Raw genomic sequence first — 14,012 nt, 5'->3', positions numbered from 1 at the left:
ATTCTGATGTGACAAAACCTGAATCCTTGTAGTTGAAGTGTTTGTTCGCACTTATATTTTAACTACTTTGGACTCAGGTTTTTTTATTTAAGTCTAACTATGGGACAGCAGTGGCCTTAGCGTCCTTTTTTGCTCAAAAAGAAATTAACGTCTTTGATTATAAACTGCTTGTGCAGCGGCTAAGTTCTTACGCATCGCTTCAATACGCTGACTATTTGATGGATGCGTCGAAAGGAATGAAGAACCACCAGCCCCATCGAGCTTATTCATTTTCTCCCATAAGCTAATTGCCGCTTGTGGGTTATAACCTGCACGCGCCATCAACATTAAACCGCCCTCATCTGCGCGGCTTTCTAAGCTGCGCGAATACGGCAGGCCAATACCAATCTGACTACCTAACTGCGCCGCAGCTGTCCCAGTTTGACCCACACCAGCAGCACTGAGACCAATACCCAAAGCCAAGTCAGTTAATGCTTGTGCGCCAACTTTACTCTTTGAATGCTCTTCTAAAGCATGCACCATCTCATGTCCCATCACTGCTGCAATTTCAGCATCAGTAAGGTTCAACTTATCCACAATACCCGTATAGAACACCACCTTACCACCAGGCGCTACATAAGCATTGACTTGATTTGACTTAAGTACAGCCAACTGCCAGTCAAATCGAGTGCCTGTTTGATTCATCTGATCAGCATAAGGCTTCAAGCGATTGAATACACCATAAATACGCTTGTACGTGCTCGATGAAGTGTCCAAAGTTTTGTTGGTTTTTGCTTCATTTACAGTTTTGTTAAAACCTTGAGTTGCTGCTGCATTTAAAGTTGCTGTATCCGCACCTGCAACCTCCGCAAAAGTTGCACAACCAGAAATGGTGACCACCGTTGCTGCGCACAGACTCATTAATATTTTATTTTTCATTATGGCTTAACTCCATCCATTTTAAAGCACTTCACATAATGTGTTGAATTATAATGAATAGATCTAAAGTGTTAAATATCATAAGCATGTTTTATCATAGCAATTATGTAAAAACAGCTTCATCACTATGCATATTCAACAAAGCCAAATTCACAACAAATGTCAGACTCCAAACTTAAAGTTATTACAGAAACTGAATCAGAAGCCAATAGACCAGACACAGAATATTTAAGCCCAAATATAGATGGCTTAATGGCTCAATTTTTTCTTCAAGCGTTTGACTTTTACGTTTAGCAAATAAAAATGCATTTTGAATAAGAATGATTGGCACCAAAATACAAGCAATAATCACAGACAGCCCAATCAGCGCACTATAAATAACATCAGGATCAGTGGTTTGCCCCTGAATAATCATCATCGCGATTGTTGGCGCACCACCCATAGCAAAAAGTAGTGAGTAAAAAATAGTTCCTGCGATATTCTTTTGCATCCTGCCTGCTCATCTGTTTATCTTGAATTTTATTCTAACAAGCACTTATACATGATGTCGTGCTTATTCATGCAACTTTAGTCTGGAAAACTATAGTAGTTCAACTGTTTATATCCATATTAAATATAAGCTTAATGCCTAACTTTCTCCTGTAGCACCCATTAAAAAACCCTGCACAAAGGCAGGGTTTTTATGGGTGTTTAGCGCTTAAGCTTCAAACGGATGACGCAAGATAATTGTTTCTTCACGGTCTGGACCAGTAGAAATAATGTCGATTGGACATTCAATTAATTGCTCTAGGCGTTTAACGTAGTTGATTGCTGCTTGTGGTAACTGATCTACTGATTTCGCACCAAAAGTAGACTCAGACCAACCTGGCATCGTTTCATAAATTGGTTTTAAAGTTTCAAATGCCAACGCATCAGAAGAACCAACACAACCAGAATCAGCAGCTTCATAACCTACACAGATTTTCACTTCTTCTAGACCATCAAGAACGTCTAGTTTAGTTAAGCAAATACCTGAAAGTGAATTGACTTCCACAGAACGGCGTAAAATTTCCGCATCAAACCAACCACAACGACGTTGACGACCAGTAGATGCACCAAACTCAGAACCAATCGTCCCTAAGTGCTTACCAATAGCGTCACCTACGTCATTTGCAGCATCGTAAACCAACTCAGTTGGGAACGGGCCTGCACCGACACGTGTCGTGTATGCTTTTGTGATACCTAATACATAGTCAAGGTGTAATGGACCCAAACCTGAACCTGAGCTTACGCCACCAGCTGTGGTGTTTGAAGACGTTACATACGGGTATGTACCATGGTCAACATCAAGAAGTGAGCCTTGAGCACCTTCAAACATGATATTGTCACCATTTTTACGGTATTTATGCAACTCACCTGTAACATCAATCACGAGTGGTGCAACCACTTCACGCCATTGATCACAAAGCGCAAGCACATCTTCTAATTGAACTGCTTCTACACCGTAGAATTGGGTTAATTGGAAGTTATGGTATTCAAGTAATTCAGTCAGTTGAGCTTTAAGATGCTCACCACCACGTACCAAGTCTGCAACACGAATTGCACGGCGTGCAACTTTGTCTTCATACGCAGGGCCAATACCACGACCTGTTGTACCAATTTTTGCATTGCCACGCTTAATTTCACGTGCTTGATCCAATGCGATATGGTTTGGCAAAATCAATGGACAGTTTGGTGAAATACGTAAACGTTCTTTAACTGGCACGCCTTCTTTTTCAAGAATGTCCATCTCTTTGATGAGCGCTTCAGGAGAAAGTACAACACCATTACCAATTAAGCACAGTACGTTTTCACGTAAAATACCAGATGGAATGAGGTGTAATACAGTTTTCTTACCACCAACGACAAGTGTATGACCTGCGTTATGTCCGCCTTGATAACGAACGACCGCAGCCGCTTGATCTGTGAGCAGGTCGACGATTTTACCTTTACCTTCGTCGCCCCATTGGGTACCGAGTACCACAACATTCTTGCCCATAATAGCCTCATTGCATCATGCTGTTAAAATTGAAGAACTTTTCAGGCTTTAACTGACCTGAAGAAGTGATTAAATCTGTTCTACAGTCCATTGACCTGCAACATTCACCAATTGGTGCGTCGCATATGGAAGTGTAGTTAAATCATCCTGACCCAAAAGTTGAATCACGCTCATGCCTTTGGCACGTGTGTGTTCAATCGCTTGGAGCAAATCTGTTTGTGTTCCTTTCGGCGCAACAACTAAACTGTTTTGCTGAAAACGCCCTGCGCTAAGCGCATACAAGTCACAACTAAAACCTGTCGCTGGACGTGCACGACCAAAGTGCTCGCCAATTCCGTCATAACGCCCACCTTGTGCCAATGGCGCAGCACGATTAGGCGCATAAACAGCATACATTAAGCCCGTATGGTAGTGATATGAACGAAGTTCAACCACATCAATACCCATCTGTAGGTTTGGCCAACGCGCTTGAATTTCAGACTGTGTGGTTTTTAATGCGTCGAAAGCTTGCTTAAACTCAGCATCGGCAATCACTGCTGCACTTAAATGCGTTTGCAAAGCATCTAAGTCACTTGCATAACGCCCTAAAGTATAAAAGTCTGCACCAAAGTTCAAATCTTGAGTAAATTCAGCCAACTCTGGCAATGCTTTACGTTGATATAAATCAGAGAGTTGACGTTCAGTTGCTTTGTTTAAGCCTGCAACTTTCACCAAACTACGGAATAAGCCCACATGACCTAAGTCCAAGTGAATACCATCTGCAAAGCCTGCTTTCGCAAGTAAGCTAATCATCACGTCGATCAGTTCAACATCAGCATCAATGCTATCTGAACCAAATAACTCAGCACCTAATTGTAAAGGCGCACGTGTGGTATTAAAGCCTTGTGGTTTGGTATGTAGGACTGTTCCTGCATAGCAATAGCGAGCAACGCCTTCAACTGGATGTACATGCGCATCAATACGAGCCACTTGTGGTGTCATATCGGCACGCACACCAAGCAAACGACCAGATAACTGGTCAATGACTTTAAAGGTGGCTAAGTCTAAATCTTGATTCGATTCTGAAAGAGAAGATAACGATTCGATATATTCAATGAATGGCGTGTACACCAACTGATAACCTCGTGTTGCGAGGAAATCTAATGCTTGACGACGCAAAGTTTCAATCACTTGCGCCTGTTCTGGCAGTACATCAGCTACACCATCAGGTAATAACCATGTCTCTGAAATGGGCATGTTGTAAACCTAAAATCTTGTCAGCGCGGAACGAATCCGCATAAAAAAATCGGGGCACACCCGATTTCTCTTAGTCTATCACGATACAATGTGCTGTGCATTAGACAATTTCGGAAAATTTAATTTATCGTTTCAACTTTAACAACCAGCGCGCTATAAAATCTGTTGCTTTTGAATCATTCATTCTTAGCTAGATTTTAAATCATCTCAAAATCGCAACTCAAACGACTGCTGACTATACCGAAGCATGTCACATATTGAAAAAAATCATTTAAAACATTGTTTTATATTTTATTTCCCATTAACAGACTGCTTGCGAAAAAAGCAAGTTATTTTATACTCCTGCTCAATTCAACAGCAAGAATAAATACAACACCACATTATATAGACCATTTTAATCACACTATTTTCACTTGGGGAACGTTTGATGGAATTGCACAGCAACTTATATTACAAGCATGCAAATGCTCAAATCATGGCAAAATTAGACCGGCTGTTCCAAGAACATCGTGGTGATGCAGGCCAATTTACGACTTTAACCTGTGACATTAACCCTGAACATGGTGTTGAACTGGCTGAAGATATTTTAAATACAATTGATAACATCGAGTTTGATCTGGGTCCTGAGTCATTAGGCACTATTGCAGGCTATTCAGTTGCCCATTTTGTTCATGGCTCAGCAGGCGATGAATTCATTGAAGCTATTTTATTCTTCTTGAAAGCCTTGCTTCCAGACATTCACACACAAGCATGGGGCTGTGGCGATGATGATCCGTGGGAGTTTTGGTTTAAGTTCGACGGAGACGAGCTTGTCCGCGAAGACGATGAACCGTTAAATGATCCGGAAGAAGATGAAGAAATTAAAGCCAGTATTTATGCATGGTGGCATGCAGATCTGCCTAAAGAAATTAAAGAAGGCTTTTTAAACGAAGAGTAAGTTGTCAATGCAAAAGTACACGTCCAATCACTTGTGTACTTTTGCCTCAACATAGCAACTCAAATCTAAGAATTATGAGTTTAAATACTCATCTACTGACACCACCGTCGAAAACATTTGAAAAGCTGCTAAACATGCAGTCTGTACATCCTCTGCTTGCACAGTTTTATTGGCATAACTCAAATCACGTGTTGCTGTTGCATCTGCAATAACCACTGGATCATAGCCAAACTCCGCGGCAGCACGGGAAGTTGCATCTACACACATATGCGTCATCATGCCACTAATCACTAATTTTTCAACACCAAGCTGATCCAACACCGTCTTTAGATTGGTTTCAAAAAAACTATTCGGATAATGTTTTTCAACCACGATTGAATCTGCTGTCAATTGCAAGCCTGAATGTAATTCAACACCAAACGTGCCCGCTTCAAAAAATGGGGCATTAGGTTGATTAAAAATATGCTGAATATAGATAATTGGCTGTTTATTTTTCAAAAATGCGTCTTCCAAAAGATTAATCTGCTTTAATGCTAGCTCAGCCTGATATAGCGCCATCTTAGCTTGTGGAAAATAATCATTTTGAACATCAATAATAATTAGTGCTGTTTTATTCATTTAAATCACCCTCTCATCTTCATTTCAGTCTGATGTATCAATGCCATAGAATAAGTAAAATAAACCGGCTCTTGCAGTTGAATATGAAAAAATGTATCTATAAATGTTTTCAGAGTGAAAGAACGATCATCTATGCTGTCAAATCAAGATCCAATTGACTTAAAAATCTTAAAGATTCTTAAAAATGACTCCCGATTAAGTCATAAAGACATTGGTGAATTGGTTCATCGCACAGGTCAAGCGGTAGGAAATCGTATTGCAAAAATGCAAAACGAAGGTCTCATTCAAAAATATACGGTTGATTTAAATTATGAGACGACCCAATTTATTCGAATCATGATGGAAAATAATCAATTTGGACAGTTTGAAACTTTTTTAGCACAGTTTGATCAAATTGAATATGCATATAAAGTTTGTGGCTCCGCATGCTATATGCTGACCTGCCACTTTCATCAAAGACAATTGAATGACTTTATTGAACAGCTCTCCGCATGGGGACAATATTCCGTAGACAGCGTGGTCAAAACGATTGAGCTATAAATTTAACTCACAACTCATCCTTTCACGTAGAAACCCACAGAGTAGTGATCAAGTTTGCCAAGCGGAAAATCGCCTTTGATTTGCAGAACAGGTTTCTAATCGCGCTTGCACTCAACTTGGATAATATACATCACGACTAAACCCGTTAAGCTAAGGGTAACTCAGTCGTTTGTTTAATATTTTGCAACGGAATTTCTGTTTTTATACTTTGTATATTGGGAATTTTATTCAGACGGTGAATTTGAAACTGTCGATAGGCATCCAAATCTGCAACCACAATACGTAAAAAGAAATCACAATCCCCTGCCATTAAATGACATTCAACCACTTCTGGAACTTCACGAATCGACTCGACAAATTGGTTCACAGTTTGCGGATCCTGACTTTTGAGCCAAATCCGTGCAAATACGGTCAATCGCAAATTCACCTTGGCAGGATCAACCAACGCCACATAAGCGCGAATAATCCCATCTTCTTCTAGCTGCTTTACTCGTCTCAAACACGGTGAGGCAGACAGTCCAATGCGCTGAGCCAACTCATTATTTTGAAGTTTTCCATCGACTTGTAGTACTTGTAATATACGTTTATCTGTTTGGTCCATAAATTCCATCCCTAAAGCATAATTTTGCTCATATTTAACCAATTACAGCATATTATGCTAAACAACCCTAATATTAAGCTAAATAAAGTAAAAAATATCTTCGGAAAAACCCTAAAATTATTCACCTACCGCACCAAAACATAGCACGTATAGGCGATTTAAAATGCTCTCCTTTAGAAATACGACTCAGGAACTTAATGATTCCAGCGATTATGTCGAGTTTAAACGTGGAATTAAAACGTCTATCCCGATGCTGCTGGGCATTATTCCTTTTGCTTTGGTCTTGGGAACACAAGCCACTCAAAAAGGCTTTAGCCATTTAGAAGTCCCACTCTTTACTGGCCTAAACTTTGCGGGCGGTTCCGAATTTGCTGTGCTGGAGGTCTGGACCAACCCACCAAATTTTCTCGTTTTAATTTTCATTACTTTTCTAGTCAACAGCCGTCATTTACTCATGGGTGCAAGTCTCGTGCCCTATTTACGCCATTTACCCAATCGACAGGTTTTCCCTGCTCTGTTTTTCATGTGTGATGAAAGTTGGGCAGCAGCTCTTGCCGATGCAGAACAAAAGAAAAGATTTGGGCTACAACAGGCCTTTAGCATGTCTTACTACGCAGGCATCTGTTTTGCCCTGTACTTGATGTGGGTCAGTTTTACCAGTTTAGGTGCCATTCTTGGTCCTTTACTTGGAGATGTACACAGTTACGGTTTTGATATGGCCTTTGCTGCGGTATTTCTGGTTTTATTGCGTGGCATGTGGAAAGGCTTCAGCGCCGCACGCCCTTGGCTGGTTAGTCTCATTAGTGCAGCGATTGCTTATTTATATTTACCGACGGGTTGGTATGTGCCTATTGGGGCAATCTGTGGCATCGCCTCTGCTTTCATATTTATTCAGGAGGATGAGCTATGATTCACGGCACGACTCTTGTTGCAATTTTATTGGTTGCAGCCACCACTTATCTGACACGTATATTGGGCTATGTTTTGCTGAAAAATAAAACACTTACCAATAAACAGCGGAAAATTTTAGAAGTTGTCCCAGGCTGCGTACTGATTTCAGTGATTGCGCCTTATTTTGTGAAGGACAATGTCGCAGATCTACTCGCTATTGCTATCACTTTGCTTGCAGCTTCACGCTTTTCACTCTTACCAACGGTTGTGATTAGTATGCTGAGCGCGGCATTATTGCGTACCGTGCTCATCTAAACTTAATTTTTAGCGTTCAGGCTGTACGGCTTTAGCGAGAATATTCACCAACTCAGCGTTTTGTAGCTCAACTTTTTGCAACTTAGAGGTGGTCTGCTCGATCACTTCCTGTTGCACATGCATCTTTTTTGCAAGATCTTGCATAATCTCTAAAGTCTTTTTTAAATTTTCTTCAAGATGGTGTACTTTTTCCTGAAGCTGATGTTGCTCTGCGTAGGGGTCAGTTTTATCTGTCTGATTTTTAAATTGAAACCAAATTAAAAACACCACTGCGACCGCCAACAACAAAATAAATCCCCAAATTAAGATCAACATAAGCACCACTCTTCTTTATTTTCGTTTATACACTCATCATACCCACAAGTCTGTATGCGGTCTATGTCTATCATCTTGTTTTCAGAGTAAAAGATACTGTAGAAAAGTCCTTTAGATTAATGACGCACTAAAAGATTCACACAAATCCAATAAGCGGTTTGCATAGCCCCATTCATTGTCATACCACGCAAAGACCTTGGCTTGATGCCCTACCACCATGGTTTGCGTTAAATCAACAATGAGTGAATACGGTGAATGGTTAAAATCCGAAGACACCAAGGGTTCATCGGTCACATCCATAATTTCACGGTAGTCTGACTTCGCCGCCTGAATCAACACTTCATTGATTTTATGATCGGTAATCGGTGTTTGCGAAATAAAGGTCAAATCAATTGCCGCCACATTAATGGTCGGTACGCGGATGGAATAACCATCAATACGGTCGGCCATTTTTGGCATGACTTGTTTTAAAGCACCTAAAGCAGACGATGTAGTCGGGATAATGTTTTGACCTGAAGCACGAGCACGTCTTAAGTCCCGATGGGCATGATCCAATACAGACTGATCAGCAGTGACCGCATGAATTTCCGTCATGAGCGCAGTATCAATACCAAAAGCATCATCAATGATTTTAACCAAAGGCACTAAGGCCTGCGTGGTACATGACACACTGGAAATGATTTGGTCACTGGCTTTCACCTCATGGTGATTCACCCCATACACAATTGCGGCATCAACCGAATCAAAAGGTGCCGCGCCAATAATGACCCGTTTTGCACCTGCACGGATATGCTCTGTTGCTGCTTCACGCGAGCGAAATAAACCTGTGCACTCTAGAACCACGTCGACATGGAGACTGGCCCAAGGTAGATCTTGCGGGTTTGCCTGACACAATACTTCAACTTTGAGCTGCTCCTGATCTTTAGAAAGATGTAAATAAATTCTTTCATTTTCATAACTTAAATCGACTTTCCCTGGAAAGCGCCCATGAGTCGTGTCATATTTAAATAAATGCAATAAGGTTTCTACATCTGCTACATCATTTACCGCGACGATTTCAAACTGAAAGTTCTTTGGATTTTCAAACCAAGCACGTAATACATTACGTCCGATTCGACCAAATCCATTTATCGCCACTCGTTGCATGACTTGCCCTTATTTATAAAATGATGAAAGATAAAGCAGGCCTATATTAATGGATTTATATAGATTTGGTTAAGCTTTCTTTTTCTATGATTCATCAGTGAAGATGATGAATATGAACCCTTAAGTCACAAATTGACCCGCCTGACTAGAGCTATCAACCTGCTTTCTTTCTATCAAATGATATAAATATCCAACATTAACCCGCAAAATCAAAGAACGATTGAATACATAGAAATGTCATCAATTCGCCTTAAAGTGATTGGTGCAACATCCTTTTTCCGTTATAATTTGGCGTTTTAAAATTTTTAAGCCAGTAACTGAAGTCAGCGTATTTAGAATAAGACTTGCTTCAGCTACTATTAGCCAAATCGAAATTATGGAGTGACTTGGTTGTGAGTACTCGTTTTATGACATCAGCTGAAATTCGCGAAGCTTTTTTAAGCTACTTTGAATCGCAAGGGCATACACGTGTCGCGTCGAGTTCTCTAGTTCCCGCCAACGACCCTACTTTGTTGTTTACCAACGCGGGTATGAACCAATTTAAAGATTGTTTCTTAGGCCTAGAAAAACGTGATTATGTACGTGCGGTGTCTTCACAAAAGTGTGTCCGCGCAGGTGGTAAACATAACGACTTAGACAACGTCGGTTATACCGCACGTCACCATACTTTCTTTGAAATGTTAGGTAACTTCTCATTTGGCGACTATTTCAAACGTGATGCAATCAAATTTGCGTGGGATTTTCTAACAGGCGAAGCTTGGTTAGCACTGCCTAAAGACAAACTCTATGCAACGGTTTACCACACTGACGACGAAGCATTTGACATCTGGAACAAAGAAATTGGTTTAGATGCATCTCGTATTATTCGTATTGGCGACAACAAAGGCGGCCAATACGCATCAGATAACTTCTGGGCAATGGGTGATACAGGTCCTTGTGGTCCTTGTTCTGAAATTTTCTTTGACCATGGCGACCATATCTGGGGTGGCTTACCGGGCACACCTGAAGAAGATGGCGACCGTTTCATTGAAATCTGGAATAACGTTTTCATGCAGTTCAACCGCACTGCGGATGGCGTATTGCACCCTCTTCCAGCGCCGTCTGTCGATACAGGCATGGGCTTAGAGCGTATTTCTGCTGTTTTACAACATGTTAACTCTAACTACGAAATTGACCTATTCCAGCACTTACTCAAAGCGGCCGCTGAAATTATTGGTTTAGATACCGCAGCACTTGAAGCAGAAGCACACGAAAAAGGTACACCAGTTCAGTACCCTGCTTCACTTAAAGTAGTTGCTGATCACGCACGTTCATGTTCATTCCTAATTGCGGATGGTGTAAACCCATCAAATGAAGGTCGTGGTTATGTACTACGCCGTATTATCCGTCGCGCAGTTCGTCATGGTAACAAGCTCGGTGCAACTGGCTCATTCTTCCATAAAATGTTGCAACCTTTAATTGAAGTGATGGGTCAAGCTTATCCAGAACTTGAAGCACAGAAAGTCCGTATCGAAGCACAATTACTGAAAGAAGAAGAACAATTTGCTAAAACCTTAGAGCAAGGTTTGAAATTGCTTGAAGGCGAATTGGCTCAACTGAAAGGTTCAGTGATTCCAGGTGAAGTGGTGTTTAAACTGTATGATACTTACGGTTTCCCAACTGACCTGACTGCTGACATCGCACGTGAACGTGATTTAACCATTGATGAAGCAGGCTTTGAAGTTGAAATGGCTGCGCAACGTCAACGTGCACGTGATGCAGGTAAATTCGCGATTGACTACAACTCTGTTGTTAAAGTTGAAGGCGAAACTCAGTTTGACGGCTATGATGCAACGGTTGGCGAAGGTCAAATTATCGCAATCTACAAAGATGGCGAACAAGTTGATGAAGTGGTTGAAGGTGACGAAGCTCTCATCGTACTGAACCAAACCCCGTTCTATGCAGAAAGCGGCGGTCAAATTGGTGACACAGGTATTTTCAAAAATGACACGGGTATTTTTGAAGTCCAAGACACCAAGAAATCGGGTGGTGCTTTTGTACACCAAGGTATCGTGACAGTCGGTAGCATTAAGCTTGCTCAACATGTAGAAGCGACAGTGAAAGCAGACATCCGCGCTGCAACTGCGCGTAACCACTCTGCGACTCACCTTTTACATGCTGCACTACGTCAAATCTTAGGTGAACACGTACAACAAAAAGGTTCATTGGTTGCCTCAGACATCTTACGTTTTGACTTTGCCAATGATCAGCCCGTTTCGTTTGAACAACTTCAAGAAATTGAGCGTTTAGTCAATGCCGAAGTGATTGCCAATACTGCAGTTTCTACTGAACTTTTAGACATCGAATCTGCGAAAGCAAAAGGCGCGATGATGTTGTTCGGTGAAAAATATGGCGATGAAGTTCGTGTACTTTCAATGGGTTCAATCATTGAAGAAAAAAACTTCTCAATTGAGCTGTGTGGTGGTATTCACGTTAAACGCACGGGCGACATCGGCTTGTTCAAAATCACTTCTGAAGGTGGTGTAGCTGCAGGTGTACGTCGTATTGAAGCGGTAACAGGTACAAAAGCCATTGAAGTTGCTCAAAAAGCTGACCGTGATATCAATACCATCAATGGTTTATTGAAAGCTCAAAAAGACCAAACTTTAGAAAAAGTTGAAGCTTTAGTCGACACTGCATCAAGCTTGCAAAAACAAATTGAGCAACTCAATCAAAAACTTGCCAGCTTCCAAGCTGCTGAACTGCTTAGCCAAGTTCAAACGCTTGCGGGTCGTCAAACGCTGATCACGACTGTTCAAAACATGGATGCGAAATCACTTCGCAATCTACATGACGGTGTGAAATCAAAATTAGAAAATGCAGTCATTGTCCTTGCAGGTGTTGAAGGTGACAAAGTCAGCCTGATTGCATCTGTAGCAAAAGACTTTACTGCTTCTATTAAAGCAGGTGACATCATCAAACATCTAGCAACTGAGCTCGGTGGTAAAGGTGGTGGCAAACCTGACTTAGCACAAGGTGGCGCGCCACTAAACGAGAAGTTTGCAACAGTGATGGCAGATTTAGCTGCTTGGCTTGAAGCGAAATAAAACTTCACCTTTTGTGTAACTGACCTTGAATGATGCATTCAGGGTCATGGTTTATATGGAACAACTATGGCATTAATCGTTCAAAAATATGGCGGTACCTCTATGGGTACTCCAGAGCGCATTTTAAATGTTGCTCGTCGTGTAAAGCGTTGGCATGACCACGGCCACAAGGTTGTAGTGGTTGTATCAGCAATGAGTGGCGAAACCAATCGTCTACTTGCTTTAGCGAAAGCCATTACCGAAACCCCTGACCCACGAGAATTAGACCAAATGGTTTCTACGGGTGAACAGGTAACGATTTCAATGTTAGCTATGGCGCTCAATTCTATTGGCGTTGAAGCTAAGTCGCTCACTGGTCGCCAAGTCGGCATTAAAACGGACAGTTCATTTACCAAAGCACGTATTGAGTCGATTGATACAGATGTGATGACTGAACATTTAGATGCAGGCCGCGTTATTGTAGTTGCTGGTTTCCAAGGCTTTGATTTGAATGGCAACACAACAACACTTGGCCGTGGTGGTTCAGATACTTCAGGTGTAGCCTTAGCTGCTGCATTAAAAGCAGATGAATGCCAAATCTACACAGACGTAGATGGTGTTTATACCACTGACCCACGCGTTGCGCCAAAGGCGAAAAAAGTAGACCGCATTTCATTTGAAGAAATGCTGGAAATGGCATCACTTGGTTCTAAAGTTTTGCAGATTCGTTCAGTTGAATTTGCGGGCAAATACCAAGTGCCTTTACGCGTATTATCAAGTTTTGATAATGACGATGATGGCGCATTCGACGAAGAATTTAAGAAAAACGTCGGAACACTAATCACCACTGAGGCGGAAGACAACATGGAACAACCAATTATCTCTGGTATCGCATTTAACCGTGACGAAGCTAAACTTACGATTTTAGGTGTTCCTGATGAACCAGGTATTGCATCTAAAATTCTATCGCCAATTGGTAATGCCAACATTGAAGTGGATATGATCATCCAAAATGTTGAGGAAGACGGTACGACTGACTTCACCTTCACGGTAAACCGTGGTGAACTTGCTAAAGCAACAAAAATTCTTGAAGAAACCGCTCAAGCTATTGGTGCTCGCGAAGTTGCTACACGTGATGACATTGTTAAAGTGTCAATCGTGGGTGTAGGTATGCGCTCTCACGCAGGTGTTGCAAGTAAGATGTTTACTGCTCTTGCTGATGAAGGCATCAACATTTTGATGATCTCAACATCAGAAATCAAAATTTCTGTGATTATTGAAGAAAATTACTTAGAACTTGCTGTTCGCTCTTTGCACACGGCTTTCGGTTTAGACCGTGAACATGGAGAGTCAAGTGCCCGTGCTTAAGTAATCGAGTGAAAAACTTGTCATTGTCTGACAGTTTTTGCAAAA

At 41.4% G+C, this 14,012-nt stretch carries 14 protein-coding genes; 6 read left to right on the top strand and 8 right to left on the bottom strand.

The window, feature by feature from the left end; all coding sequences use genetic code 11:
- Positions 1 to 144: 144 nt before the first annotated feature.
- From ACE01U_RS14755 to ACE01U_RS14740, 4 genes are all read right to left on the bottom strand, one after another.
- Entirely contained in the window at positions 145 to 918 is a 774-nt protein-coding gene (locus ACE01U_RS14755; protein WP_086207849.1) for a M48 family metallopeptidase, read from the bottom strand.
- Positions 919 to 1,102: 184 nt separating this feature from the next.
- Positions 1,103 to 1,408 (bottom strand): hypothetical protein, encoded by a 306-nt coding sequence (locus tag ACE01U_RS14750; RefSeq protein ID WP_086207850.1) that lies wholly within the window; start codon positions 1,406 to 1,408, stop codon positions 1,103 to 1,105.
- Positions 1,409 to 1,615: 207 nt separating this feature from the next.
- Positions 1,616 to 2,935 (bottom strand): adenylosuccinate synthase, encoded by a 1,320-nt coding sequence (locus ACE01U_RS14745; RefSeq protein ID WP_086207851.1) that lies wholly within the window; start codon positions 2,933 to 2,935, stop codon positions 1,616 to 1,618.
- A 69-nt stretch (positions 2,936 to 3,004) separates the two neighbouring features.
- Positions 3,005 to 4,171 carry an ATP phosphoribosyltransferase regulatory subunit gene (locus ACE01U_RS14740; RefSeq protein ID WP_086207852.1) on the bottom strand — a complete coding sequence of 389 codons (1,167 nt, stop codon included), beginning with the start codon at positions 4,169 to 4,171 and terminating at the stop codon, positions 3,005 to 3,007.
- 427 nt (positions 4,172 to 4,598) lie between these two features.
- On the opposite strand from ACE01U_RS14740, the gene ACE01U_RS14735 reads away from it, so the two are divergent.
- Entirely contained in the window at positions 4,599 to 5,108 is a 510-nt protein-coding gene (locus ACE01U_RS14735; RefSeq protein WP_086207853.1) for a hypothetical protein, read from the top strand.
- A gap of 72 nt (positions 5,109 to 5,180) precedes the next feature.
- Here the strand turns inward: ACE01U_RS14735 and ACE01U_RS14730 are convergent, their stop codons facing one another.
- Entirely contained in the window at positions 5,181 to 5,726 is a 546-nt protein-coding gene (locus tag ACE01U_RS14730; RefSeq protein ID WP_395579823.1) for a cysteine hydrolase family protein, read from the bottom strand.
- Between the two features lie 132 nt (positions 5,727 to 5,858).
- Between ACE01U_RS14730 and ACE01U_RS14725 the strand changes: the two genes are divergently transcribed.
- On the top strand, positions 5,859 to 6,266 hold the full coding sequence (locus ACE01U_RS14725) for an Lrp/AsnC family transcriptional regulator (RefSeq protein WP_087526553.1): 408 nt from the start codon (positions 5,859 to 5,861) through the stop codon (positions 6,264 to 6,266).
- A gap of 145 nt (positions 6,267 to 6,411) precedes the next feature.
- Here the strand turns inward: ACE01U_RS14725 and ACE01U_RS14720 are convergent, their stop codons facing one another.
- Positions 6,412 to 6,867, bottom strand: a complete 456-nt coding sequence (locus ACE01U_RS14720) for an Lrp/AsnC family transcriptional regulator (protein WP_086207856.1) — start codon at positions 6,865 to 6,867, stop codon at positions 6,412 to 6,414.
- Positions 6,868 to 7,030: 163 nt separating this feature from the next.
- Here ACE01U_RS14720 and ACE01U_RS14715 point away from each other — a divergent pair, with 163 nt between their 5' ends.
- Both ACE01U_RS14715 and ACE01U_RS14710 read left to right on the top strand, forming a co-directional pair.
- Positions 7,031 to 7,777, top strand: coding sequence for an AzlC family ABC transporter permease (locus ACE01U_RS14715; RefSeq protein WP_086207857.1), 747 nt, complete (start codon positions 7,031 to 7,033; stop codon positions 7,775 to 7,777).
- Entirely contained in the window at positions 7,774 to 8,073 is a 300-nt protein-coding gene (locus ACE01U_RS14710) for an AzlD family protein (RefSeq protein WP_086207858.1), read from the top strand. The genes ACE01U_RS14715 and ACE01U_RS14710 overlap by 4 nt, the downstream gene beginning before the upstream one ends.
- Before the next feature lie 9 nt (positions 8,074 to 8,082).
- Here the strand turns inward: ACE01U_RS14710 and ACE01U_RS14705 are convergent, their stop codons facing one another.
- Positions 8,083 to 8,388, bottom strand: a complete 306-nt coding sequence (locus ACE01U_RS14705) for a hypothetical protein (protein ID WP_086207859.1) — start codon at positions 8,386 to 8,388, stop codon at positions 8,083 to 8,085.
- A gap of 111 nt (positions 8,389 to 8,499) precedes the next feature.
- Positions 8,500 to 9,534, bottom strand: coding sequence for a type I glyceraldehyde-3-phosphate dehydrogenase (locus tag ACE01U_RS14700; protein WP_395579822.1), 1,035 nt, complete (start codon positions 9,532 to 9,534; stop codon positions 8,500 to 8,502).
- Between the two features lie 392 nt (positions 9,535 to 9,926).
- On the opposite strand from ACE01U_RS14700, the gene alaS reads away from it, so the two are divergent.
- Both alaS and ACE01U_RS14690 read left to right on the top strand, forming a co-directional pair.
- Positions 9,927 to 12,620, top strand: a complete 2,694-nt coding sequence (alaS, locus tag ACE01U_RS14695; protein ID WP_395579821.1) for an alanine--tRNA ligase — start codon at positions 9,927 to 9,929, stop codon at positions 12,618 to 12,620.
- A 66-nt stretch (positions 12,621 to 12,686) separates the two neighbouring features.
- Positions 12,687 to 13,967: an aspartate kinase gene (locus tag ACE01U_RS14690; protein WP_086207862.1), complete on the top strand. Its 1,281-nt coding sequence runs from the start codon at positions 12,687 to 12,689 to the stop codon at positions 13,965 to 13,967.
- The last annotated feature ends 45 nt before the right edge of the window (positions 13,968 to 14,012 follow it).

The organism is Acinetobacter halobius (assembly GCF_044130335.1).
Taxonomy (GTDB): domain Bacteria; phylum Pseudomonadota; class Gammaproteobacteria; order Pseudomonadales; family Moraxellaceae; genus Acinetobacter.
This window is presented reverse-complemented; position numbering and strand designations above follow the sequence as displayed.

Coding starts and splice junctions, on each gene's coding strand:
- ACE01U_RS14700 (WP_395579822.1), bottom strand. CDS start 9,534: ATGCAACGAGTGGCGATAAATGGATTTGGTCGAATCGGACGTAATGTA.
- ACE01U_RS14725 (WP_087526553.1), top strand. CDS start 5,859: ATGCTGTCAAATCAAGATCCAATTGACTTAAAAATCTTAAAGATTCTT.
- ACE01U_RS14745 (WP_086207851.1), bottom strand. CDS start 2,935: ATGGGCAAGAATGTTGTGGTACTCGGTACCCAATGGGGCGACGAAGGT.
- ACE01U_RS14690 (WP_086207862.1), top strand. CDS start 12,687: ATGGCATTAATCGTTCAAAAATATGGCGGTACCTCTATGGGTACTCCA.
- ACE01U_RS14705 (WP_086207859.1), bottom strand. CDS start 8,388: ATGTTGATCTTAATTTGGGGATTTATTTTGTTGTTGGCGGTCGCAGTG.
- ACE01U_RS14735 (WP_086207853.1), top strand. CDS start 4,599: ATGGAATTGCACAGCAACTTATATTACAAGCATGCAAATGCTCAAATC.
- ACE01U_RS14740 (WP_086207852.1), bottom strand. CDS start 4,171: ATGCCCATTTCAGAGACATGGTTATTACCTGATGGTGTAGCTGATGTA.
- ACE01U_RS14730 (WP_395579823.1), bottom strand. CDS start 5,726: ATGAATAAAACAGCACTAATTATTATTGATGTTCAAAATGATTATTTT.
- ACE01U_RS14715 (WP_086207857.1), top strand. CDS start 7,031: ATGCTCTCCTTTAGAAATACGACTCAGGAACTTAATGATTCCAGCGAT.
- ACE01U_RS14720 (WP_086207856.1), bottom strand. CDS start 6,867: ATGGACCAAACAGATAAACGTATATTACAAGTACTACAAGTCGATGGA.
- ACE01U_RS14750 (WP_086207850.1), bottom strand. CDS start 1,408: ATGCAAAAGAATATCGCAGGAACTATTTTTTACTCACTACTTTTTGCT.
- ACE01U_RS14710 (WP_086207858.1), top strand. CDS start 7,774: ATGATTCACGGCACGACTCTTGTTGCAATTTTATTGGTTGCAGCCACC.
- ACE01U_RS14755 (WP_086207849.1), bottom strand. CDS start 918: ATGAAAAATAAAATATTAATGAGTCTGTGCGCAGCAACGGTGGTCACC.